Source organism: Pseudomonas sp. FDAARGOS_761 (assembly GCF_013343155.1).
In the GTDB taxonomy this organism is placed as follows: domain Bacteria; phylum Pseudomonadota; class Gammaproteobacteria; order Pseudomonadales; family Pseudomonadaceae; genus Pseudomonas; species Pseudomonas aeruginosa.
Map to the genome: position 1 here is coordinate 2,942,807 of NZ_CP054572.1, position 23,321 is coordinate 2,966,127.

The 23,321-nt window shown below is 63.4% G+C and carries 17 protein-coding genes and 2 tRNA genes; 5 read left to right on the plus strand and 14 right to left on the minus strand.

The genetic code is table 11. The annotated features are described in order from the left end of the window. Nucleotides 1–17: 17 nt before the first annotated feature. Nucleotides 18–917, minus strand: a complete 900-nt coding sequence (locus tag FOC67_RS13455; RefSeq protein ID WP_003090062.1) for a DMT family transporter — start codon at nucleotides 915–917, stop codon at nucleotides 18–20. A gap of 132 nt (nucleotides 918–1,049) precedes the next feature. Here FOC67_RS13455 and FOC67_RS13460 point away from each other — a divergent pair, with 132 nt between their 5' ends. Continuing rightward, on the plus strand, nucleotides 1,050–1,487 hold the full coding sequence (locus FOC67_RS13460; RefSeq protein WP_003090065.1) for an Lrp/AsnC family transcriptional regulator: 438 nt from the start codon (nucleotides 1,050–1,052) through the stop codon (nucleotides 1,485–1,487). Between the two features lie 14 nt (nucleotides 1,488–1,501). Further along, on the plus strand, nucleotides 1,502–2,062 hold the full coding sequence (locus tag FOC67_RS13465) for a GNAT family N-acetyltransferase (RefSeq protein WP_003090067.1): 561 nt from the start codon (nucleotides 1,502–1,504) through the stop codon (nucleotides 2,060–2,062). Between the two features lie 31 nt (nucleotides 2,063–2,093). Here the strand turns inward: FOC67_RS13465 and kynA are convergent, their stop codons facing one another. Continuing rightward, nucleotides 2,094–2,960 carry a tryptophan 2,3-dioxygenase gene (gene kynA / locus FOC67_RS13470; RefSeq protein ID WP_003138969.1) on the minus strand — a complete coding sequence of 289 codons (867 nt, stop codon included), beginning with the start codon at nucleotides 2,958–2,960 and terminating at the stop codon, nucleotides 2,094–2,096. A gap of 324 nt (nucleotides 2,961–3,284) precedes the next feature. Next, nucleotides 3,285–3,875, minus strand: a complete 591-nt coding sequence (locus tag FOC67_RS13475; RefSeq protein WP_003090071.1) for an NAD(P)H-dependent oxidoreductase — start codon at nucleotides 3,873–3,875, stop codon at nucleotides 3,285–3,287. A gap of 423 nt (nucleotides 3,876–4,298) precedes the next feature. On the opposite strand from FOC67_RS13475, the gene FOC67_RS13480 reads away from it, so the two are divergent. Further along, complete coding sequence (locus FOC67_RS13480; protein WP_003108795.1) at nucleotides 4,299–5,339, plus strand: hypothetical protein; 1,041 nt, start codon at nucleotides 4,299–4,301, stop codon at nucleotides 5,337–5,339. 392 nt (nucleotides 5,340–5,731) lie between these two features. Here the strand turns inward: FOC67_RS13480 and FOC67_RS13485 are convergent. The 3 genes from FOC67_RS13485 to FOC67_RS13495 form a co-directional block, all read right to left on the minus strand. After that, nucleotides 5,732–5,805 (minus strand) — tRNA-Cys (locus FOC67_RS13485). A 290-nt stretch (nucleotides 5,806–6,095) separates the two neighbouring features. Continuing rightward, on the minus strand, nucleotides 6,096–6,629 hold the full coding sequence (locus FOC67_RS13490) for a ProQ/FINO family protein (protein WP_003090076.1): 534 nt from the start codon (nucleotides 6,627–6,629) through the stop codon (nucleotides 6,096–6,098). A 90-nt stretch (nucleotides 6,630–6,719) separates the two neighbouring features. Beyond that, nucleotides 6,720–9,698, minus strand: coding sequence for a response regulator (locus FOC67_RS13495; protein ID WP_021264889.1), 2,979 nt, complete (start codon nucleotides 9,696–9,698; stop codon nucleotides 6,720–6,722). 831 nt (nucleotides 9,699–10,529) lie between these two features. Here FOC67_RS13495 and FOC67_RS13500 point away from each other — a divergent pair. Further along, entirely contained in the window at nucleotides 10,530–11,390 is an 861-nt protein-coding gene (locus FOC67_RS13500) for a fimbrial protein (RefSeq protein ID WP_223677416.1), read from the plus strand. Nucleotides 11,391–12,123: 733 nt separating this feature from the next. Here FOC67_RS13500 and FOC67_RS13505 read toward each other — a convergent pair. The 5 genes from FOC67_RS13505 to pqsH all read right to left on the minus strand — a co-directional run bounded on the left by FOC67_RS13505 (nucleotide 12,124) and on the right by pqsH (nucleotide 16,823). Further along, nucleotides 12,124–12,199: transfer RNA gene (locus tag FOC67_RS13505), tRNA-Gly, on the minus strand. Nucleotides 12,200–12,267: 68 nt separating this feature from the next. Further along, a complete protein-coding gene (pgsA, locus tag FOC67_RS13510; RefSeq protein ID WP_003090349.1) occupies nucleotides 12,268–12,828 on the minus strand; it encodes a CDP-diacylglycerol--glycerol-3-phosphate 3-phosphatidyltransferase in 561 nt (186 codons plus the stop codon). Nucleotides 12,829–12,861: 33 nt separating this feature from the next. Further along, nucleotides 12,862–14,688 (minus strand): excinuclease ABC subunit UvrC, encoded by a 1,827-nt coding sequence (gene uvrC, locus FOC67_RS13515; RefSeq protein ID WP_003090350.1) that lies wholly within the window; start codon nucleotides 14,686–14,688, stop codon nucleotides 12,862–12,864. Further along, nucleotides 14,689–15,333, minus strand: a complete 645-nt coding sequence (uvrY, locus tag FOC67_RS13520) for a UvrY/SirA/GacA family response regulator transcription factor (RefSeq protein ID WP_003090351.1) — start codon at nucleotides 15,331–15,333, stop codon at nucleotides 14,689–14,691. A gap of 341 nt (nucleotides 15,334–15,674) precedes the next feature. Further along, nucleotides 15,675–16,823 (minus strand): 2-heptyl-3-hydroxy-4(1H)-quinolone synthase, encoded by a 1,149-nt coding sequence (pqsH, locus tag FOC67_RS13525; protein WP_003090354.1) that lies wholly within the window; start codon nucleotides 16,821–16,823, stop codon nucleotides 15,675–15,677. A gap of 617 nt (nucleotides 16,824–17,440) precedes the next feature. Between pqsH and FOC67_RS13530 the strand changes: the two genes are divergently transcribed. Beyond that, nucleotides 17,441–18,469 carry an AraC family transcriptional regulator gene (locus FOC67_RS13530; protein WP_009314109.1) on the plus strand — a complete coding sequence of 343 codons (1,029 nt, stop codon included), beginning with the start codon at nucleotides 17,441–17,443 and terminating at the stop codon, nucleotides 18,467–18,469. A 15-nt stretch (nucleotides 18,470–18,484) separates the two neighbouring features. Here the strand turns inward: FOC67_RS13530 and FOC67_RS13535 are convergent, their stop codons facing one another. The 3 genes from FOC67_RS13535 to vqsR form a co-directional block, all read right to left on the minus strand. After that, the gene (locus FOC67_RS13535; protein ID WP_003108786.1) at nucleotides 18,485–19,699 is read right to left on the minus strand and encodes an MFS transporter; all 1,215 of its coding nucleotides are present in this window, start codon (nucleotides 19,697–19,699) and stop codon (nucleotides 18,485–18,487) included. Between the two features lie 10 nt (nucleotides 19,700–19,709). Beyond that, nucleotides 19,710–22,364 carry a TonB-dependent receptor gene (locus tag FOC67_RS13540; RefSeq protein ID WP_009314108.1) on the minus strand — a complete coding sequence of 885 codons (2,655 nt, stop codon included), beginning with the start codon at nucleotides 22,362–22,364 and terminating at the stop codon, nucleotides 19,710–19,712. A 119-nt stretch (nucleotides 22,365–22,483) separates the two neighbouring features. Further along, entirely contained in the window at nucleotides 22,484–23,290 is an 807-nt protein-coding gene (gene vqsR / locus FOC67_RS13545; protein ID WP_009314107.1) for a transcriptional regulator VqsR, read from the minus strand. Nucleotides 23,291–23,321: the final 31 nt, after the last annotated feature.

The following is a 23,321-nucleotide window of genomic DNA, read 5'->3' on the forward strand; positions in this document are numbered from 1 at the left end:
TTCTTTTCCCCGCCGCCTCAGCCGCGTCGCACTGCCGGCCCCGGCAGGCGCACGCTCCAACCCTGCTGCATGCCCGCCGCGGCAAGCAGGATGGCGGCCACGCCAAGCCACTGCGCCAGGCTCAGGCGATGTTCGAAGACCAGCCAGTCCACCAGGATCGCCGCGACCGGATAGATGAAGGACAACGCACCGGTCAGCGCCGTCGGCAATTTCTGAATGGCGCCGTAGAGCAGCACGTACATCAGCCCGGTATGGACGATTCCCAGGGTCGCCAGGCTGGCCCAGGGAGCAACGCCCCGGGGCAGTTCGGCAAGGTTCGCCAGCGGTGCGAGCATCAGCACGCCGGTGCCCACCTGGATCAAGGCGATAAGATGCGGCGGCGTGCCTTGCAGGCGCTTCACGATCAGCGCGGCAAAGGCATACAGCAGCGCGGCAGCGAGCGCCAGGAGGATACCGAACAGGTAGTCCCCGCGCGGGGCGTCGCTGTCGCCGTGGGCGCTGACGATCGCCAGCATGCCGGCGAACGAAAGCCCCAGCCAGCCCAGCTTGCGCGCCGTGACCTTCTCGCCGAGAAACGCCGCGCCTAGCCCCACCAGCATGAACGGCTGGACGTTGTAGACCGCGGTACCGATGGCGATCGAAGCCCGTGAGTAGGATGCGAACAGCAACACCCAGTTGCCGACGATGAACACCCCGCTGAGGAGCGCCAGCAGGAACGCCTCGCGCCCCAGGCTGCCGCGGCGCAGGAAGCCCAGCACGGCACAGGCGACCAGCAGGGCGGCGAAACCGAATACGCAGCGCCAGAACACCACGTCCAGCACGGGCTGCCCGGAGAGCAGCACCAGCCAGCCAATGGTGCCGCAGATCAGCATGGCCGAAGTCATTTCCAGCGTACCGCGACGGATCGGATCGTTCATGAGCGCTCTCCCGCAAGACAGGCCTATGATTATCCAAAGCCGTCTTCCAGCCCTCCATCGCATTACTCAGGCAAAAACCCGTGACGACCTTTTTTATCAGGGCTATTTTGAAAAAAAACTTTCGAGGCCGACATGACCGACGACATCGACCAACGCCTGATCAACGCCCTCATGGCTGACTCGCGACTGTCCCTCAAGGCCCTCGCCCAGGTCAGCGGACTATCGGCCCCGAGCGTCGCCGAACGCCTGCGCAAACTGGAAGAACGCGGCGTGATCCGCGGCTACACCCTGGATGTCGACCCCCGCTGTTTCGGCTACCAGTTCCAGGCGATCGTGCGCATCCGCCCCCTGCCCGGCAAGCTGCACGAGGTCGAGCGACAGATCCAGGACATCGCCGAGTTCACCGAGTGCGACAAGGTCACCGGTGACGACTGCTTCATCGCCCGCCTCCAGGTCCGTTCGATGGAACAGCTCGACACGCTGCTGGACAGGATCAACGGCTACGCGGAAACCAACACCGCCATCGTCAAGAAGTCCCCGGTTAAACGCCGCCTCCCCCCGATGACCTGAGCGAGGCACTCCGCATGCCCACACCCGGCACGGGTTCCGTCCCGGACCTGCAACTCGTCCCGTTCCAGCTGGAACACTTCCCCACCCTGCAACGCTGGTTCGCCACGGAAAAGGAGCTGGTGCAATGGGCCGGCCCCGCCCTGCGGCATCCGCTGAGCCTCGAGCAGATGCATGAAGACCTCGCGGAAAGCCGCCGGCAACCGCCGCTGCGCCTGCTCTGGAGCGCTTGCCTGGATGGCCAGGTCATCGGCCATTGCCAGTTGCTGTTCGACCGCCGCAACGGCGTCGTCCGCCTGGCTCGCATAGCCCTGGCGCCAAACGCGCGCGGCCAGGGCCTGGGGCTGCCGATGCTGGAGGCGCTGCTCGCCGAGGCTTTCGCCGACGCCGACATCGAGCGCGTTGAATTGAACGTGTACGACTGGAACGCTGCCGCCCGTCATCTCTATCGACGCGCGGGGTTCCGCGAAGAAGGCCTGCGCCGCTCCGCCACCCGGGTCGGCCGGGAACGCTGGAATGTCGTTCTCATGGGGCTTTTGCGGCAAGAGTGGGCGGCGGGAGGCGCCGGCAACGACTGAGGCGCAGGCGGATGCTGCGCCTCATCCGGTACTACAGGTTGGAACGGAGCCGCCACAGTTCGGGGAAGAGGATGGTATCGAGCATGCTACGCAGATACCCCACTCCCTCGGTTCCGCCCGTGCCGGGTTTGAAACCGATGATGCGCTCCACCGTGGTCACGTGACGGAAGCGCCACTGGCGGAACGAATCCTCCAGGTCGATCAGTTTTTCCGCCAGCTGATACAGGTCCCAGTAGCGCTCCGGCGTCTGGTAGACCTGTCGCCACGCCGCCTCCACCGAGGCCTCGTAACAGGTGCCGGCCGCCGCGTCCCGGACGAGCCGCTCCTGGCTTACCGGCAGCCCCTGGGCGGCCATCAGGCGGATCGCTTCGTCGTATAGCGACGGCGTATGCAGGGCCTGCTCCAGGGCTGCCAGCAGCTCGGCGCGGTGAGCATGGGGCTTGAGCAGGGTGGCGTTCTTGTTGCCGAGGATGAATTCGATCTCGCGGTACTGGTAGGACTGGAAACCGGAAGACTGGCCCAGGTACGGGCGGATGGTGTTGTACTCGGTCGGCGTCATGGTGGCCAGCACCGCCCAGGCGTGTACCAGCTGGTCGAAGATCCGCGAGACCCTGGCGAGCATTTTCAGCGCCGGACCGAGCTTGCCTGACTTGACGTGCTCCCGGGCGGCCCGCAGTTCGTGGAGCATCAGCTTCATCCATAGCTCCGAGGTCTGGTGCTGGATGATGAACAGCATTTCGTTGTGGTCGGGCGAAAGCGGGAACTGGGCGTCCAGGACCTTGTCCAGCTTCAGGTAATCGCCGTAGCTCATCGCATGGGTGAAGTCCAGGGCGGCGTTATGCCACTCAGCCTCTCCGTCCGTTTCTCCCTGGGCCTGGGAGTGAGGGCAAGGACACATGTGAATCTCCTGAATTCGGCGGCAGGCGTCGGAAGTCGATGAGCGACCTGCCGGCAACGTTGTCGGGGGTGGCTTCGACGCGGTCGAAGCGCGCTCATTTTACGATGCGCCCATTCGAATATTCGTGCAAAGCATCCTTTCCTCCCCGTCCCCGATGAAATCTAATTCGACGGATCGATGGAAAAATCGAATTTCGGATCACTCGCGGGTCGTGGCCGACAAAAGCCCGGATAGCGGATCCGTGACCGTTAGGCCTCGTCCCGAGAGCCTGGATTTCGATCCGCCACTCCATCCAGCGAAGCGACACGAGGCCCGCCGTCGAACTCAGCCGGCGCGCCCGAACACCCTGTCCAGGTGCGCCTGGTAGGCAGCGACGGCAGCCGGGACGTCCGGGCGCTTCATCACATCCACCGCGAGGAACGTCGGCAGGCCGGACATGCCGAGGAACTGGTTGGCCTTGTGGAAGGGGAAATACACCGCATCCACGCCTTTCCCTTCGAAGAAGTCGCTCGGATCGTCGAACGCCTGCCGTGGTGCATTCCAGGTCGCCGAGATCATGTAGCGCTTGCCCTGCACCAGACCGCCGCTGCCATATTTCTGCGTGCTGTCGGAGCGGGTACGGCCGTCGTTGGCATAGAGGCTGCCATGACCGGCCGTGAAGACTTCGTCGATGTAGCGCTTCACCGTCCACGGGGCGCCCATCCACCAGCCGGGCATCTGGTAGATCACCACGTCGGCCCAGAGGAACTTGTCCACCTCCGCCGGGATGTCATAGCCGCCGTCGATGAAGGTCTGGCGCAAGTCGAAGCCACGGCGGTCCAGATGGGCCAGGGCGGTTTCGTGCAGGGTCTGGTTGAGGCGACCGTCGGAATGGGCGAAACGCTTTCCGCCGTTGAGTAGGAGAATGTTTTTCATGGTGTTCCGTACATGCTGGAACCACAGCGGAGATGCCTGTCGATCCCGGGTTGAAGAGAGCGGCAGGTTAGATAGGCGCAGGAAACGGAAAAAGTCGTACGGCGGTAAAACAGATTTGATCCGCACTCACGAATCGCCAGAAGAGCTGGGATCCGCGTCTTCATTGCGCCCCCACGCAGCCAGCCCTCGATGACCGGCACGAACTCTACCCGCAGCGAGCCATCACCAACGCGGTACGCACTGGCTCGCCAGCATTCGAACGCATGTGAGTACCCAGGATTGCAGCAACAGGCTGTGACGCGCTCGACTCAAACGCTCCTTCCTACGCGCGGGACGAACGCTCCTTGGGAATCCGCAAGGAGTAGATTAGGATTCTTCCCGCACTCGCCTTAAGTCATTGGCCCGTATAGATAAGGATATCTCATGAAAACCATCGCTCGGCGTCTGAGCCCCTTCGCGATCCTGCTCCCGGCAAGCCTGTTGTCAGCCTGCGCCTCCCTAGGCAACGCCGGACTCGGCGGCTCCCAGCAGAACCCCACCAACCAGCTCCTGAACATGATCGATGAGGCTACCCGCGAAGGCATGTCCGTAGTGCTGGTACCGGCGCTCATGCCCAACAAGAGCGTGACGGACCTCTCCAGCTACTCGCATCGGGTCATATTCAAGAACAAGGACGTGCCCGGGATCGCCTACATGCAGGCCTTTGCCAACAACGACCTGGAGAAGATCAAGGAAGCCGTCTATCTGTGGGACTTCCTCGAGGTCAACATCGTCCCGCCGGGAACCTACCTGCTGTCCGGAGGGATCGACTACAAGATCGACAGCACCCTTGCCCAGATCAAGGCGCCAAAGGGGCAGCCGGCTGCCAGCCCACTTGGTTCGGTGAACCTGTCCGCCGTGCTGTATCGCCGGTTCGTGAAGGAGAACTACTGGCGCGACGCCTCCTATGCAGACAAAACCTACACACAGAATGTCTGCAGCGCCGTGCACATGGCCTCCGGCCAATGCGTGGGCTGGACCGAGCAGCAATACAGCCAGCGGGAAATGGTCTCGGATGCCGGTTGGGCCGAAGGCACGAAGATCGAGGATGTCCCCTCCATCAAGCTGCAAGCGCAGATACCCGACGCCTATGCCCCGCTGTCCTTCACCATTCAGCCTGGGCAGATCCTGCTCAGCGATCGGTTCCACTTGAAGACCCCGGCCGTGAGCTATGACAGGAAGACCTGCAAGGCCGTGGACACGCAAAACATCAAGTGCACCTTGCAGGATCTCCAGGTCTTCATGAGGCCAGCGCCCATGGAGCTGACGAAAAGGTTCATCGATCGCGAGCAGCCAAGGCTTGATGAAACGGGCCGCCAGGTGCTCGCGCGGATCCAGCCGATGAAAACCGAGATACTCGGCGAAGCAGGCATGGAAGACCTGACCTGGGGCCTGCCGGTTTCCTTGAAACGCAAGGCAAGATGAAACGGGCCCTCCGCCAAGCGCCTTCCGCTCGCGGTCGCCACAACGGTTGATCGATAGAGGCCCGGAAGGCAGGCGGCAGGACAGACCGGCTCGGCTGGTCATGTTCGATGACGACCAGCCGATGACCGACCCAGACCGGATCTTGCGTCCAGATAAAAGCCGCGCACGGGGCTGAATTGCAGGCAACGGCCGAAAACGTGACAGGTGCAGGGGTACTCCTCGGACACTCCGGGAAAGTAGTAATTACGGAGCGGCTTATCGGGAGAGGGAGGCGGTTGCGAGGCCGTAAAAGTATGAAAGCGTTATGGGGACACCCCAAGGAACTTGCTTCAGCAATACCGGACAGGAAAGAAAAAAGCCCCGTAACTCACTGAGCTACGGGGCTTTCCTGTTGGAGGCTGAGGTCGGAATCGAACCGGCGTTCACGGATTTGCAATCCGGTGCATAACCACTCTGCTACTCAGCCTTTGAGCGAAGCGACATGCGTTTGGCATATCGCTGAAATCTCTTTCCTGGTGCGATTTTGAACTTATAACCCTTTGATTTCAAAAGATTTTTAGCTCACCCATCGCTGGAATGGACGCAATTATGGACGGATTCGCCGGGCTTGGCAAGCGCTCTACGAAAAAAACTTTGCAGATCAGGCTATTGCGTAGCACAAGCCGGGAGAAACGGGCCCAGACGTCCGCGAAATGGGCCCCGCGGCGACCGGCAACCGAGGAGCGCGCCAGGATCCGACGCGCCCTGCCCCGGCGATCAGTTCGCCTCGGGACTCGCTTCGGTTGCGGGCGCTTCAGGCGTCGGCGCCTCCGTGGCGGCCGGCGCTTCGCTACCTGCCTGGGCACGCTTGGCGCGCTTCTCGCGCATCTGCTCGCGCTGCCGGCGAGACGCCTGCCGCCGCGCATACACCGCCTGCTCGGCGGTTACCTTGCCGGCAACCTGGCCTTGCAGATCCAGCCGCGGCGCATCTTCCACCATGCAACTCCAGTAGCGGCTGCCCTGGCACCAGGTGGCGATGGCCTGTTTCAGTTGTTCGGCGGTGATTCCCAGTAGCTCGAGGTGCTGCTGCGCATCCTGGAGGATGCCCTGCTTGAGCGGAACCTTGGCCGCGGGGCTTTTCGGAAACGCCAGCGGGAAATGCCGTTGCAGCCTCCAGATAGCCTCGACTCCCGGCTCGACGGCTTCACGTTTCTTCGCGCGTCCCGCGGAGCTTTTGGTTTGAGCCGGTTTCGCCTGCGCCGCCTGCGCGCGCAGACGGTCTCTCAGCTCGGCAAGTTGTTCAAAACCCATCGTTCGCTTCACTAGTGCTGGTTCATTTCTGCGAGAGATTACCCGATACATCCGCTCGCGGCACGCAAAACGGCAACCAGTCGGGCACTTTCATTGCGAATCGACGCTCGTAGGCATGAGCGGCTCTCCCCCGTTCAGCGCCCGAGCGAGCTCATCGAGCGTAGTCGGCTTGAACAGGACCCGGTCCATGCCGGCAGCCAGGCAACGCTCCAGCGCATCCTTCTCGGCGCTGGCGGTAAGCGCTATCACCAAGCAGCGACGCCGACCGCCAAGGGCTTCTTGCGAGCGGATCCGTCGCGCCAGCTCGTAGCCATCCATCCGCGGCATCATGCCGTCGGTAATCACGACGTCGAAGTCTTCGCCCTGCCAACGTTCGAATGCTTCCTCGCCATCTTCCGTGGAGGTCACCCGGTGCCCAAGGCTTTCCAACTGCATGGTCAGGGTCAGCCGATTGAACGGATGGTCTTCCGCAAGCAATATCGAGAGCGCCCTTGCCTCTTTCCGCTCCTCGACCTCGGCAACTCCGGAACGCGCTTCGCTGGACTCGCTGGGCGGAGGTTCGGTCAGCGGAAGATCGAACTCGACCGAGAAGCAGGAGCCGTTGCCCAGCTCGCTGCGCAGGCTGATCTGGCCGCCCATCAGGTGTACCAGGCGTCGGCTGATGTACAACCCCAGGCCGCTGCCGGACGCCTGGCCAAGCGCAGGCGAGCCGACCTGCGAGAATGGCCGGAACAGCCTGGCCTGGTCCTCCTCCGAAATACCGAGGCCGGTGTCGCTTACCTCGAGCAGCAAATGAAGCCTCTCCGCCTCGCGCCGCCCCACCGCCCGCACCGTTACCCCACCGCGCTCGGTGAACTTGATGGCGTTGCCCAGCAAGTTGAACAACACCTGCTTGAAATGCAGGGGATCCACCAGCACCCACTGCTCGAGATCCCCGTCGAGTTCCAGTGCCAGGGAAAGATTCTTCTGCCGCGTCAGCCCGCCAACCAGCGGCAGGATCCCTCTGATCAACTCGCCAGGAAGCACTGGTTCGGGAGCGGAATCGAACCGACCGGATTCGATCCGCGACAAATCGAGAATATTGCCCAGCAGAAGCAGCAACCCCTGGGCAGCTTCCTGGGCGATGCTCAGCGAATCGAGATCCAACACGCCCTTCTCGCCCTTTTTCAGCACCAGCTCCTGCAAGCCGATGACCGCGTTCAATGGCGTGCGGATCTCGTGACTCATCGTCGAAAGAAACACGCTCTTGGCACGGTTGGCAGCGTCGGCTTGCTCTTCTGCCTGGCGGGTCTTGCGCACCTGGCGCATCAGGTAGAAACCCCAGATGAGAGAGATGGAAATCAGTACGCCGAACAATCCGCCGATCTGCAGAATCTTGCTCCGGTGATCGCGCCAGAAGTCCGTCCCTCCCTTGGCGAAGCGAGGCTCCCAGCGGTGGAGGATTTCCGCCACTTCTTCCGGAGCGATCGCCAGCTGCGCCTTCTCCAGGATGCCCTGCAGCTCGGGCTGGTTCCTCGCCACACCGATGCTGATCGGAATGGAGAGATCATCGAGGATACCGACGACCTGGATCCGGTTGTCGAAATGCTGGGCGGACAGATAGCGACCGGTATAATCGCTGCTGATGGAAGCCTCGCTCTGTCCGGCATCGACGCTTTGCATCGCGGCGAGAAAGGTCGGATAGACCTGGAGCTTGATCTCAGGGTGATCGCGCCGAATGGTGTCGTTGAGGAAATAGCCAACCGTCGTGGCCAATCGCTTGCCGTCGAGATCCGCGAGGCCATGGACACGCTCCAGCCGTTCGCCCCGGCCGCCCCGGCTGGCGCTCATCAGCACCGTGGTGCTACGCAGGTAGGGAGTCAGGACCTCGAGGCCGGAATCGAGACGCTCCGTCGAGGGCATGGTCGGCGTAACCAACGCCTCGCCCGCATCCAGTCGACGTTTCGCCTCGACGAAGTTTCGGGCTCCGCTGAAGGAAAACTGCAGGCCGCTGCGCTTGCCGATCAGGTCCAGATAGTCACGCCCGATACCGCTCAGCCGCCCCTCGCTATCCAGTTGCCCGAGCGCGCCAAGGGAATGGTTGATTACCACCGGCACGACCGGATGCGTGGAGAGCCAACGCTGTTCCGCCGGCGCAAGCGTCACCCTGGGATCGTCGAAACGCAGGCGCCGCCCGGCGCTCCAACTGCGCAACAGTTCGTCGCCGTAGCGCCCATTGATACGCGGCAGGGCTCGATCGAGGACCGCGAGCAGAGGCTCATCCCCCGGCCGGAGCAGGAAACGGAAACCCTGGCTGTCGATGGGCGCGAAGTTCTCGATACGCAAGTTCAGCAGGTAATGGGTCTGGATGAGATAGTGCGCGGAGACGGCGTCACCCAGCACGCCATCGACGTCCCCCATGCTCAGCGCTTCCAGGGCAAGCTGCGGCGAGTCGAACCAGATGACCTTGCTGTGCGGATAGGCGGCCTTGATACGTTCGGCGGGAAGATAACCCTTGACCGTGGCCAGCCAGGACTCCGCCTGCGAATCGAACGGGGCGCCGCTGGAAGACACCAGTACCGGCCGGTCGGAAAGATACGCAGCGGATGCCAGCAATCCGTGTTGCCGGGCCTCGACCTCGCTACCGACACCGAGCAGATCGATCTCTCCCCGCGACAACGCAGCGATTGCCGCCTGCCGCGACGGAAAGTCCCTGACGCGCAACGGCCGCTCGAACACCAGGGCCAGGTAATCGGCCGTGAAGCCCTTGTAGGAACCTGCATAGAAGATGGATAGCGGCGGATAGTCGGGAGAAACCACGCCTATCGTCAGCGGCTCCCGGGCATCCAGCCACTGCCTGGCTCGTTTGTCGAGCCAGGGGCGCGTCGTTGTCGTCATACGACCATCGAGCAGGATGGATTCGGCCGCGACGGGCAGCGGCTGCAGGATGATCGGCAACAGGCAAAAGACCGCGGACAGCAACGACCTTGTCAGCATGTCGAGTCTTCGATGGCAAAGTTCTCCGGCCGGATAGAGGGCATGGCATCCGCGCCCCAGAGCCTGCGGACACATCGGCACCGATGTCGCCATGTTAGCAGGTGAACGGGTATTTTTCCCAGACAGCCGTGGCGGAAACGAGCGGCTGCCGGTGTTTTTACGCTGATACGAAAAAAGGGCCTCTCGATCCTTTTCGAGGTTCTGCAGAACTTGGTGAAATCTGCATATCGATATCCTGGAGCGGGAAACGAGCCTCCATGATACTGACTCCAAAGGAGAGCCTTGCACTCACCTCGGATCGATGGACTGAATTAAGGACTAGTCTTCGAGACAGGACAGGCAGGCACAGTCGAGGAACGCCAGGCAGCCATTGCGTGGCCCTTCCCATGAGTTCCTTTCCCAGCCTTCCGCGCCACGGCTTTTCCCGAAGCCGCTCCACGAACGCTTCATCCTGCGGCCGCAGCTCCTGCCCCATAGCATCGCAGGAAGACCGCCTTGCGATGAATCCGCCGACAGGATGCGAGGCACTACGCCTGGCAAGCATTCCCGCCAGAGACCTGCGCAACCTCAAGTGTTATGGCTGGTTGAGAGGATCAGATTCCAGCGTTACTTCCAATCAGAAAGTTAAGAAATTTCATACAAGCCCCCCGGACCGGTCCTGTCTCAGTTGAAAGACCAGGGATGGAATAATCAGCGTGAGCAAATCATCCTACGAGTTCAAGGGTTCCCGTGAAAAAGCCAGCCCCCGCACACGTCAAGCTACTCTTCTGCATTGGTATATCGACCGCTGGATGCCTTTGGTCGCTCTCCTCGGTGGCCTATTGCGGCAAGCCTGAACTACCTACCAAGACCCCCCTGCCGATACAGAGCCTCCAATCCGTTTTCACCTTGAAGCACGCACCGATCGGTAAATCGATGGGAACAATGACCGTGCAAGTCGGCTCAGGAGAAACTCTAGGTGGCTGGGCGTGGTGCGGAAGTGACGGAAAGCCCGGACAATTCGGTTTTACAGCTCCCAAAACGACCCTCATTCCAATAGATGGAAATGGCCTCTATGAGTCTGGAGTGCCAGGGGTCGGTATCAGAATTGGACACCGAGCACGCTATAACTGGACCGAACCGACAGCAGCTCCCGCCACCTACCCCACGGGCAACATCGGCACCATGCGCTATATGCCCACTGTTCTCGTAGTTGATTTCATCCGAACCGCAATGGGAGTAGGAAAGGGAGACATCACCCCTTTTAACTACTCAACCAATTTTTTCATCGATACCAACTACACAAATCCATCCAGGGCTGAATTCACCATAGAGGGATATAACCTTCGCGCAACGCTTGAACATAACGCTTTCTTCACCACGTGCAGCACACAAAAGTCGACCATTGACGTCAACATGGGGCGCCCAACGGCGTATGACATCAAAAGAGGGGCTGTGCCAGATCATGGCTTTTCACTGGATGTTGTGTGCGAAGGGCTCAATCCGAGTGTCAAACCTCCTGTGAAGGTCTACTTTGAAGGCAACTCGATCCAGGATGGCCTGTTGAACCTCACAGGCAGAGGAGAAGCCGGTGTAGCCCAAGGAGTCGGCATTTCGTTGACGTCCAGTAAGGGAGCGGCATTGCCATTCACCCAAGCCAGGGCCCTGCCCCTGGACTGGCTGGCCAGCGGTGCAGGGACGGAGATGTACCGCTTTGTGGGATCGGCTCGCTATGTCGCCACTGGCGGAAAAATCACCGCGGGTAAAGCTGACTCCATTTTGACCTACATCCTGGAGTACAACTAACCCAGCAGAACCGGTCGGTCGAACCGAACCCGGCCCACACTGCGGTACAACCAACGCATCGATGAGGCGACGCCGATGCCCACCAGCTTCCGGAATGAGCGCCTCCCCGTCGGCTCCGCCTAAGTTGAATACCTAGAGATAAGGGGGCTCGCTCTGCGCGTAACTCATCGACCGCATGAACGGGTCAAATCGCGGGAACCGACCCAATGCCGGGTCGTCGATGCGACAGGGCATTCCGATGACTCGGTAGATGTATCTTCGAGAAGGCGCCCCTTCCACACACCGGGCTTCCCGGCACTCCTGTGTCCGTTGCTCGCAAGAGCCGAGCGCATGCGATCAATTCGCGGACACGACGCATCGGCTGCGAGCCTCTTTGAGAGCGACTTCAGGATAGCTGCCCGACCAAGCACCTTTTGCTTGTCCTTCCAGCGATAGTGGGAAATGCCGGCTCTTGCCATCCTCGGGCGAAACAGCCTGGGAAAGGCCATCGATGACCAAGACTATATGGACCTTGCCGGTGCCCTTCGAATGCCGAATGGCAACGCACCATGCTCAATGCTCTATTGCGCGGATCAAGGGATAGACGATCTGTAGCCGCCGCCCAGCACTGATGCACTAAAGAATGGACTAGAAGATGCTGGCCGATGCCGGGCCGATGGAACCCGCCGAAACGAAAAAAGGGCCCTGAGGCCCTTTTTTCAATGATCTACAGGCAAGCCTGTGGATCTATATCTGGAGCGGGAAACGAGACTCGAACTCGCGACCCCGACCTTGGCAAGGTCGTGCTCTACCAACTGAGCTATTCCCGCATCGTCTTGGTGACGGGCGCCATTCTATAGCATCGCGGCGCCGTGTCAACTCCTTGATTCAAAAAAGTTTATTTCTCTTTCGGGGTGGTCGACAGATGCGGCCACGCGGCCAGCAGGTAGTGCACCATGGACCACAGGGTCAGCGCCGCGGAGATGATCAGCAGCACGTAGCCGAGAATCACCCAGAAGGTCATCAGCGGCGGATTCGCCAGGAGAATGACCAGCGCCAGCATCTGCGCCGCGGTCTTCCACTTGCCCAGGTTGGACACCGCGACCTGCGCCCTCGCCCCCAGTTCGGCCATCCACTCACGCAAGGCGGAAACCACGATCTCGCGGCCGATGATGATCACCGCCGGCAGGGTCAGCCACAGGTTGGCGTGCTCTTCCACCAGCAGGACCAGCGCAACCGCCACCATCAGCTTGTCCGCGACCGGGTCGAGGAAGGCGCCGAACGGCGTGCTCTGGCCGAGGCGCCGGGCGAGGTAGCCGTCCAGCCAGTCGGTGGCGGCGGCCAGGGCGAACACGGCACTGGCGGTCAGGTAGCTCCAGGACGTCGGCAGATAGAACAGCAGAATGAAGATCGGAATGAGCAGGACGCGCAGTAACGTGAGCAGATTGGGGATATTCATCGGACCATCTAGGCTGCGAGGTGAGCCGGCATTCTACTCGCTGTGCAGGACGGCATAAATCTGCTCGGCAAGCTTTTTACTGATACCGGGGGCTTTGGCCAGTTCATCGATACTCGCCCGCGACAATTCCTGCAACCCGCCGAAATACTTGAGCAGGTCACGCCGACGTTTCGGGCCGACGCCGGGGACATCCTCCAGCGTCGACGTCCGCCGTGCCTTGCCGCGCCGCGCACGGTGGCCGGTGATGGCGAAACGGTGCGCTTCGTCACGTATCTGCTGGATCAGGTGCAGCGCCGGCGAATCGGCCGGTAGGGTGAACTCGTGGGAGGCATCGTTCAGGTAGAGGGTTTCCAGCCCCGGCTTGCGGGTCACGCCCTTGGCCACGCCGAGCAGGATCAGACCGGCGACCGCCAGTTCCTGGAGCACCTCCTGGGCCATGGCCAATTGCCCCTTGCCGCCATCCACCAGGAGAATGTCGGGCATCTTCCCCTCGCCGTCCTTCAGGCGACTGAAGCGGCGGGTCAGCGCCTGGTGCATCGCCGCGTAGTCGTCGCCGGCCGTGACGCCTTCGATGTTGTAGCGGCGATAGTCCGACTTCAGCGGCCCTTCCGGGCCGAACACCACGCAGGAAGCCACGGTAGCCTCGCCGCTGGAGTGACTGATATCGAAGCACTCCAGGCGTTGCGGCGGCTCCGCCAGGTCGAGCGCCTCGGCAAGGGCTTCGAAGCGTGCCGCCACATGCTGGCGGTTGGCCAGGCGTGCGCCCAGGGCCTGTTCGGCGTTGGTCACCGCCAGTTGCTGCCAGCGGGCGCGGGTACCACGCACCCGGTAGCTGATCTCCAGTTCGCGGCCTCGCGCTTCGGCGATCGCCGAAACCAGCACCGGGAAATCCTCGTGCGTCACGTTGACGATCAACTCCGCCGGCAGGTCGCGCTCCTGGTGGCTGAGATAGTACTGGCCAAGGAACGCCAGCAGCACTTCGCCCACCTCCTCCTCGATCGCGACCTGCGGGAAGAAGTTCTTGCTGCCCAGCACCCGCCCGCCGCGTACGCTGATCAGGTGTACGCAAGCGCCGCCAGGGGTGACGATGGCGGCGACGATGTCGACGTCGCCGTTGCCACCTTCCATGCTCTGCTGGTCCTGGACCCGCCGCAGGATCGCCACCTGGTCGCGCAACTCCGCCGCCTTCTCGAAGTCCAGGCGCATCGCCGCCTGCTCCATGCCGACGTTCAGCTCGTCGGCCAGCGCGTTGCTCCTTCCTTCGAGGAACATCACCGAGTGGCGCACGTCCTCGGCGTACTCCTCAGGACTGACCAGTCCCACGCAGGGCCCCTTGCAGCGCTTGATCTGGTATTGCAGGCAGGGCCGCGTACGGTTGCGGAAATAGCTGTCCTCGCACTGGCGGACGAGAAACGCCTTCTGCAGCAGGTTGAGGCTCTCGCGGATCGCTCCCGCGCTCGGATAAGGACCGAAGTAACGCCCCTTGCGCTTCTTCGCGCCGCGGTGCAGGGACAGCCGCGGATACTCATCCTCGCTGGAGAGGAACACGAAGGGATAGGACTTGTCGTCCCGCAGCAGGATGTTGTAGGGCGGCCGCCACTCCTTGATCAGCGTCTGCTCCAGCAGCAACGCCTCGGTTTCATTGGCGGTGATGGTGGTTTCCACCTGGGCGATGCGCGCCACCAGCGCAGCGGTCTTCGGCGCCAGGCCGGACTTGCGGAAATAGCTGGCCAGGCGCTTCTTCAGGCTCTTCGCCTTGCCCACGTAGAGAAGCTTGGCGTCCGCATCGAACATGCGGTAGACGCCCGGACGATTGCTACAGGTAGCGAGGAAGGCGCTCGCGTCGAAAACGGCGCTCATCTAGCTGGCGGCATCGACCATGCCGTGGCGGACGGCGAGCAGCGCCAGTTCCACGTCGCTGGTGATCGAGAGCTTCTCGAAGATGCGGTAGCGATAGGTATTCACGGTCTTCGGCGACAGGCACAGCTTGTCGGAGATGCTCTGCACCTTGTGGCAGTTGGCGATCATCAGGGCGATCTGGATCTCGCGCTCGGACAGCGAATCGAAGGGGGAATCGTGCTGCTGCGGCTGGAAGGACTTCAGCGCCAGTTGCTGGGCGATCTGCGGGCTGATATAGCGCTGGCCGGCGAAGACCTGGCGAATCGCCTGGACCATTTCCTCCAGCCCCGCGCCCTTGGTCATGTAGCCGGCGGCGCCGGCCTGCATGAGGCGGGTGGGGAACGGATCCTCTTCGCAGACGGTGACTACCACGACCTTGATGTCGGGCTGGCTGCGCAGCAGCTTGCGGGTTGCCTCCAGGCCGCCGATACCGGGCATCTTCACGTCCATCAGGACGACATCCGGCTTCAGTTCGCGGGCCAGTTTCAGACAGTCTTCACCGCAGTCGGCCTGGCCGACCACTTGCAAGCCTTCGATGTCGGCCAGCATGCGGGTAATACCGGTGCGTACCAGATCGTGGTCGTCGACCACCAGCACCTTAATCACGCTGCACCTCGTCGCGCATTAGCAGACAACCGCCCACACGGGCCCCCAGGAGATTTCGGCAACCTTAACAGAAAGCCATCCCATGACCTAGCTTGGCGCAAAGGCGTCATAAATCAAGCGTCATGGAAACATCATTCGACGGCATCGAACGGGCGCTGCGAAGTATACCGCCAGCCCCCGGCGAGCGGCAGACCGGATCGCAGCAAAAACCGGCGAACCTGTGGAGAGCCCAGCGACGCCGGGCCTGGTAAAGCGCAAGCGCCCTGGTTGCCCGGGACTTCTCCATAGCGACCATCGCCGAAGTCGAAAACAGGCGACCAAGACGCCACTGGCACCGGCGGCTACTGCGCGGCCATCTCACCGACACCGGTGAAAAGACGCTGGTGCAGGCGCCTGCGACTGGCATTCGGCACCAGGCGAACGAGGGTATTCCTCAGCCAGACGCTCCAGGGCGATTCCCATTGACCAAGGCGGCCGACGATCCAGGATTGCTTCCTGATGAACTCGATCCGCGCCTCGCGTTGCTGCTGGAACAGGATCAGCGTCTCGGCGCGCGGCGCCAGACACCACAGGCGCGCCAGCAAGAAGGCGTCCTCCAGGGCCATGGCCGCGCCCTGCCCCAGGTTCGGCGTCATGGCGTGTGCGGCGTCACCGATCAGCACTACCCGTCCGCGGCACCAGGAGGCGCCGGCCAACTCCTCGAGGTCGTTGTGCACCAGCGTGGTGGCGCTCGGTATGAGCCGGGCGATGCTCGCGCCGATGCCGTCGAAGTCCGCGTAGTGGGCGGCCAGCCGTTGCGGGGTGACGAAGCCCTCCTCGTCCTCGGGCTCCTCCCGGCGCACCTTCAGGGTCGCGTAGACATACATCTCGCGCGGGCTGATCTGGATGAAGCCGAGGCGCTTGCCGTGCCCCCAGACCTCTCCCGCCAGCTCGGCGTCCTCCAGCCGATGGGGAACGACCAGGCGCCAGCAGGTTTCGCCGGAATGACGCAAGGTCGCCTCCGGCCAGACATAACGTCGCACGCTCGAACGAATGCCATCCGCACCGACCACCAGCGAACAGTCGTGGACAGTGCCGTCGCTCAGGGTCACGCGTTCGTGGTCGAGTCCGTCGAGGATCTGCACGATGGAGACCCCGACCCGAATGCGCGACTCATCCAGCCCCTCCAGTAGCGCCGCATGCAGTTCGTGGCGCTGCAACGCCAGGCCGCCGCGGGAATTCCCACCCAGGCTGGAAGGCATCGACATCAGCATCGAACCGTCGTGGGCGTATACGTTGATGCCGGCCAACGGCATGCCACGGCGGAACAGCCGGTCGAGATCCAGGGTGCTGGACAACGCCGTCAACGCATTGCTCGCCAGGGTGATGCCGGTACCGATGGGCCTGATCTCGCTGGCCCGCTCGACCAACAGCCAGTCGATGCCTGCCTTGGTGAATTCGCGCGCCAGCGCCAGGCCGGCGATCCCGGCCCCCTGGATAAGAACGGTCATCCGTTGCTCCTTAGCAGCGGCATCCGTCGCGACTTCGCGCGGTCGCGACAGGCCTGCCCGAGACGATGAAAATGTCCATCCTAGCCGCCCCGGACAGCCCACCGACCCTATCAGAAGATCGAGTTGACCCTGCTCGCCGACACCTCGCCGCTCGCTTTTCCTGTCCTCCAGGCCACCGGAAGTCCGGCGCGCCGGGAAGGCAAGCGTGGCCCGGGCACGGCACGCGTGGCCGGAAATCCCCGCTAGCAGCCGCCCGCCGCGGCGCTACGGTTTTCCTTGGCCAGCAGCCTCCCGAGCGCCGGCAAACGGCGATGGCGCTTGAAGCTCACGGCGATCGGCCCGCGCCACCATCGCCCACGACGATCATCCAGGCGCAGCCACCCCGGCGAGAGTGGCCGGGACGGCAGCGTTCGGCCGGGCCACGGCGAGCATGCACGACCGATCGGCACGGCGTCGCGGAGGCGCGGCTATACGCAGACCCCGCTCCTGTCAACCCCTTACGCAAGGTAGTGATTGCCGGAAGCCCAGCGTACGAAAATCAACCGAAACGACATCCGCATGGAATAACGAAGCCCTGACGCCTTCAGGGCGATAGCATCGCGTGCAAGAGGTAACCGATGAGCCCGTCCGAAAACATCCAGTACGATTTCGAGTGGCGACCACTCAACAACTACCTCGCCGTGCAACGCATCACGCCTCCGGACATGCGCCAGGGTTCGGCTGCCGAGCCGCGCCTGCCCAGCGAAGCGCTCTACGAGTGGATCGTGCTGAACGGGCGCTCCCCCCTGGAAGGCCTGAGCCTGGGGGAGCACTACCGCCTTTCCGACTATGGCGTCGCCGGGCTGGCGCTGCAGAGTGCCGGCACCGTGGGCGAAGCCTTGCAACTGATCAAGACCAACATGCTGCTGTTCCGCAAGGACATCCGCGGGATCGCGGTAAGACGTTCCAGTTGCGACACCGTGGATGTGGATATCGACCTGCAGGACAAGCCGGACTGGCCGCAGTCGGCCCGGTTGTACCACGCCAACGTCCTGGCGTCGGCCGCCTACGCGGTGTTCCGCGACCTGCTGCTGGGCGATCTGGAACTGGTCCGCCTGCGCCTCCCGGAAAGGAACGGCGACGTGCGGGCATACGAGGAGTATTTCCGGGTGCCGGTGTATTTCGCCGGCGAAGGCATCACCTTCACCCTCCCCGAGGAATTGCTCGAGGCCGAGATCGCCACTGCCAACTCCGCCGTGTTCCAGGCCTCGCTGGCGCTCGGCAGCAAGGCTTTCAACACCCGCGTCACCCGCGAGATGGGCGGCTACCGCCAACGCATCGTGGCACTGCTGGAGGTGCTGCAGGACCGCTACCCGAGCATCGCCTGGGTCGCCCGGCAATTGAAGGTCACCGAGCGGACGCTGCGCCGACGGCTCGCCGACGAGGGCACCAACTACCGGGAAGTGCTCGACCTGGTCCGCCACGACAGGGCGCGCCAACTGCTGCGGGACGAGCGACTGCGCATCGAGGAAGTCGCCGAGAGGCTGGGCTACATGGATACCTCCAGTTTTCGCCACGCCTTCCGCCGCTGGACGGGACAGTGCGCCAACGACTATCGCCAGACCCGCATCGGCGGCAAGACCGCGCGGCGCCAGGGCGAACGCTAGCCGGTATGATTCCCCTCAGGGCAATTTCTGCGGATAGGGGCGAAAGGCGAACAGGCTGCACGCAGCCAGGGAAAAAGCCGCGAGCAGCACCCATTCGGCCGTCCCGTAGCCTTCGGCGCGGTCGTACAGCCAGCCCAGCAGGTAAGCGCCGAGACTGATCGACAGGGCGAAGGTGAACGGCTGGATCGAACCGTAGATCACACCGAAGCTGCGCAGGCCGAAGTAGCGCATCAACAGGTACTTGGTGGTGCCGCTTTCCCCTCCTCCGCCCAGGCCGACCAGGAACACCGCCAGCCATAGACCGCTCGGTGTGTCGCCCACCAGGAACCAGGCCATGCCGAGCACCGCCGCCAGGGCGAAGGGCAACGCCACCCGCGGCGTCGCCACGCGGTCGAGAAGCCAGCCCATCAGCGGCTGCGACAGCATCATGCCGACCCACAACGCCGACAGCGCGGTGCCCGCCTCGCCCCGGGACAAACCGCGCTCCACCAGCATCGGCACACCATGGGTCATGATCCCGGACATCACGAACACCGCCAGCACCTGGTTGCCCAGCACCAGCCAGAAACTGGCGCTGCGCCAGGCCTGGGGCGCCGTCGATCCGCTCAGCGCGGTTTCCGCTACGGCCGTGCCGGCGGCCACGCCAGCGCCCGGCGCTGGCTCGCGGAACAGCCAGGCCAGCAGCGGCAGCGCCAGGCCCAGTTCGAGCACGCCGTAGACCAGGAAAGCGCCGCGCCAGCCCCACGCTTCGAGGCTCTGGTGGCCGACCAGCAGGCCCAGCGGCCCGCCCACCCCGAAGCCCAGGCCGAGCAGGCCGTAGGCCACGCCCAGGCGTTGGCGGAACCAGAGTCCGAGGATACGTCCGTAAGGCAGGTTGCCTGGCGCCAGCAGGCCGATCAGCAGAAACAGCGCGTAGAGTTGCCAGACGGCATTCACCGCTGCCAGGCCGAGCAGCGGCAGCGACAGGGCCGCGGTCAGCCCGAGCATTGTCCGCCGCGCGCCCCAACGGTCGATCAGCCAGCCCTTGAGCGGGCTGGTGATGGCGACCGCCAGTCCGAACAGCGTCACCAGCAACGACACCTCGGCGCGGTCCCAGGCGTACTCGGCGCTCATCGGTGCGATGAACAGACTGAAGGTGTTCAGCAGGATGCCGGTGGGCCCGAGCATGATCGCCACCACCGACGCCAGCAGCACGCCGCCGCTGGTCGCGGAAAATTCTCGTTGCGCCACGCCTGGCCCTCTAGAAGCGGTAGGCCGCGCGCAGGTAGTAGAAGGCGCCGTTGAAGCCGATCTGCGAGGCATAGGTGTCGTAGCGCAGCACGTCGCCATAGGTGGTGTTCTGCGCGGGCAGCTTGTCCGGACGGACGTCGAACAGGTTGTCGGCGCCGGCGGTCAGCGTCAGGTCGGCGCTGAGCCGGTAGCGCGCGGCGATGTCGGTGATGTACTTCGGGTCGTTGACGAAATGGTTGAATTTCTCCGTCGACCAGGCGTCCGGCCCTACCGTGTAGTCGAGTTCCGAGCTGGTCCGGCCGTAGCGCGTCAGGCGCAGGCTGACCTCCCAGTCCTGGCGGCTCCAGGTGCCGCCGAGGGAAACCTGGCTGCGCGGGGTGGAGCTGGTGATCCAGGCGACCTGCTGGGCATTGAGCAGCGGCTCGCCGTTGGCGCCTCGATGGTTCTTGCGCAAGGTGGTGCGGTTGAAGTTGGCCGACAGTTCCCAGTCGACCTGCCCGTACTCGCCAAGCGCGACGAGGTAGTGACCGGTGATGTCGACACCGCGGGTGCGGGTGTCGGCACCGTTGGCCAGGTAATGGGTACTGACCGTACTGGCGCTGGCCGGCAACGAGATCCCCGCCGCAGCTAGGGCATCGATGGCTTCCTGGCCGGAATAGGTGGCGCTGTCGACAATGCGGTCGCGGATGCTGATCTGGTAGGCGTCGATGTTCAGCCCGACGTTTTCCCAAGGGTTGAGTACCAGGCCAAGGTTGAAGCTGGTCGACTTCTCCGGTTGCAGTTCGTCGGCGCCGAGCATCTTCGCTGCCGGCGAGTTGGCCGCCAGCAGGCCGAGGGCGATGGTCGGGCCGACGCTGAGGCCGGTGTAGTGCTCCTGGACCAGGGACGGCGCGCGGAACCCGCTGCTTACGCTGGCGCGCAGCGCCACCCGCGGATCGAACTGGTAACGGGTGGCGAACTTGCCGTTGGTGGTGCTGCCGAAGTCGCTGAATTTCTCGTGGCGCACCGCCACGTCGACCTCCCAGGCCGGGGTCAGGGAGGTACCCAGGTCCAGGTAGGACGCCCAGGCGTGCCGCGACCATTGCCCCTCGCTGAGCGGCGAGAGGCCAGCCAGGGATTCCGCCCCGCCGCTGTAGTAGGACGCCGGGTCGCCGGCGTCGATGCGGTAGGTTTCCCGCCGGTATTCCGCGCCCAGCGACAGCGCCAGCGGGGCGGCGAGGAAATCCAGTTGGAATTCCCGCCCCAGGTCCAGGTTGCTGGTCCATTGGCTGTTGCGGTAGCGCGCCAGGTCGAAGCTTCTCGGGCTGTTGCCGGTTTCACGGTAGATCGCCGCGTTCACCGACTGGGTCATGCCGATATCGGGACGGTCGGCGCCGTAGCCACTGCTCAGGTCCCAGTGCCAGGCATCCAGCAGACGCTCGCCGCGCACCCCGGCGAGGAACGCATAGTCATCCTCGTCGCTGTTCGGGCGCGGCGTGAAGCCGTCCGGATACAGCGTCGGCGCCACCGAGGCCAGGCGATAGTTGGCCGCCGAGGAGGCCTTGCGCCGGGTATAGGTGCCGAAGCCGTACACCTCGATATCGTCGCCCAACCCGAAACCGGAGTTGAGCGCCAACGATTGCCGGTGGAACGCGGGATCGCCCATGGAAATGTTGTCGCGCCGACCGGTGCGCTCATCGATGCCGCTGCGCATCGTGCGCTCCTGCTCGCGATATTCGGCGGTGAGGTTGACGAAGCCGCTATCGCCGAAGGCCAGTCCGATGTTCCCCCCGCCGCCATGGGTGAAGCCGTCGCCGTCGCCGGTCTGCCCGACGTCAGCGGCCGCCGACCCGCCGTGGTCGGCGGACTTGAGGATGACGTTGATCACCCCGGCGATGGCGTCCGAACCATACTGTGCCGAAGCACCGTCGCGCAGCACCTCGACCCGCTCGATGGCGTTGATCGGGATGGTGTCCAGATCGACGCCGGTGGAGCCCTTCTCCAGCCCCCCGCTGATATTGAGATTGGCCGTTTCGTGGCGACGCTTGCCGTTCACCAGCACCAGCACATGGTTGGGGCTCAGCCCGCGCAGCGACTGCGTGTGGGTCAACGCCGAGGCGTTGAACGGCTGGGCCTGGCGGGTCAGCGAGGGCAGCAGTTTGACCAGTGCATCGCGCAGGTCGACCGCGCCGCTGCTACGTAGCTGGGTAGCGCTGACCACGTCGATCGGGCTCAGGCTGTCCTGCGCCTTCACATCGCTCTTGCGCGTGCCGGTGACCACCACGGTGGACAAGGTCGGTGCCGCCGCCGCACCTCGCGTCTCCTGCACAGGCGCCTGTCCGCCGCGCAGGACGAAGGCACCGCTTTCGTCCTGCGCGTATACCAGCCCGCTGCCGGCCAGGGCACGCCGCAAGGCGTCCTCGACACTGAGCCGGCCGCGGATATCCGGTCCGCGCAACCCCGCCACCAGGCGCTGGTCGAAGGCGATAGGCACGTGTCCCTGGCGCACGATGTTCAACAACACCTCGGCCAGTTCGCCGGGCGCTATGTCGAATACCCGGGGCGCCGTGGCCGCGTCGCGCGGCCCACCGTCGGCGGCCTGCACCTCGCCCTGCAGCGCGCAGGCGAGCCCCACCGCACAGAGCACGGGGGTCAACGAACGAGAGGAAAGACGTACATCGGGCATGGTCGAATCGTCCTGGATGGAATTCGCCCATGAGTGCAATCCGACGCCGGCTTTTTCAGCGTCGGGCAATATGAATTTCGCATAACCTTATGCGCCCGGGTTCCTCCGCAGGCGGCGCACTAGCGTGCGTCGGCGAGCCGCGGCGCGGGCGGGTTGATCAACAGCGCGAATATCTCGGAGTGGGACTTCACGTTCAGCTTCGCGTAGATGTGCCGGCGATGCACCTTGATAGTGGCGATCGACAGCGTCAGCCGATCCGCTATTTCCTTGTTCGAGTATCCATCCAGCATCAGCCGGATGACATCCGACTCCCGCGCGGTCAGCGGCGATATCAACCCTCTCCAGGGCTGGACTTCCACCTCCGCCGCTGCGATCGGTTTCGCCTCCTCCCTGACCGCATCCTCGAAGTGGATGCGTTTTTTCATCAGCGCGATGACCCACGGGCGAAGCAGCTCGAACAGCGCGATCTGCTCGGCACCGAAGCGGCTCTCGCTGCCCAACGACAGGCATAGGGTTCTTTCACCATCCAGCGGGACGTTATATTGAACTTCGTCCGTCACCACATAATGCGCAAAGTACGCATTGTAATACTCGGTCGTTTCGAAATCTTCGGAGACGATATCCGCAAGATGAAAAAGCCCGCCGCGCCGACAGTTTCTGGATACCTGGTAGAAAGGATCTTGCAGATAGAGTCCGGTTATATATCGACTGATCAGCGGGTCCGGCTCGATTTCTTCTATCTCCTCTTCCATGAAGGAAAGAATCAAGGGGCTGGAGTCGCTGAATATCAGGGCCGCCCAATTGTCGACGGGGGCGAACTGGCCGAGGGTCTGCGCCATGATCCGCCAGAAGAACGGCCGGTCCAGCGCTTCGAGCAACTTTCCCAGTGACTCGTGCCAGGCGCCGCCGTGCAATGCGATATCCACACAACTACTCCTCTGGGATTAGTCACTCGGC

Coding starts and splice junctions, on each gene's coding strand:
- FOC67_RS13495 (WP_021264889.1), bottom strand. CDS start 9,698: ATGGCGACATCGGTGCCGATGTGTCCGCAGGCTCTGGGGCGCGGATGC.
- FOC67_RS13460 (WP_003090065.1), top strand. CDS start 1,050: ATGACCGACGACATCGACCAACGCCTGATCAACGCCCTCATGGCTGAC.
- FOC67_RS13540 (WP_009314108.1), bottom strand. CDS start 22,364: ATGCCCGATGTACGTCTTTCCTCTCGTTCGTTGACCCCCGTGCTCTGT.
- FOC67_RS13530 (WP_009314109.1), top strand. CDS start 17,441: ATGAGCCCGTCCGAAAACATCCAGTACGATTTCGAGTGGCGACCACTC.
- pqsH (WP_003090354.1), bottom strand. CDS start 16,823: ATGACCGTTCTTATCCAGGGGGCCGGGATCGCCGGCCTGGCGCTGGCG.
- FOC67_RS13455 (WP_003090062.1), bottom strand. CDS start 917: ATGAACGATCCGATCCGTCGCGGTACGCTGGAAATGACTTCGGCCATG.
- FOC67_RS13500 (WP_223677416.1), top strand. CDS start 10,530: ATGACCGTGCAAGTCGGCTCAGGAGAAACTCTAGGTGGCTGGGCGTGG.
- pgsA (WP_003090349.1), bottom strand. CDS start 12,828: ATGAATATCCCCAATCTGCTCACGTTACTGCGCGTCCTGCTCATTCCG.
- FOC67_RS13475 (WP_003090071.1), bottom strand. CDS start 3,875: ATGAAAAACATTCTCCTACTCAACGGCGGAAAGCGTTTCGCCCATTCC.
- uvrC (WP_003090350.1), bottom strand. CDS start 14,688: ATGAGCGCCGTTTTCGACGCGAGCGCCTTCCTCGCTACCTGTAGCAAT.
- FOC67_RS13465 (WP_003090067.1), top strand. CDS start 1,502: ATGCCCACACCCGGCACGGGTTCCGTCCCGGACCTGCAACTCGTCCCG.
- FOC67_RS13480 (WP_003108795.1), top strand. CDS start 4,299: ATGAAAACCATCGCTCGGCGTCTGAGCCCCTTCGCGATCCTGCTCCCG.
- kynA (WP_003138969.1), bottom strand. CDS start 2,960: ATGTGTCCTTGCCCTCACTCCCAGGCCCAGGGAGAAACGGACGGAGAG.
- FOC67_RS13490 (WP_003090076.1), bottom strand. CDS start 6,629: ATGGGTTTTGAACAACTTGCCGAGCTGAGAGACCGTCTGCGCGCGCAG.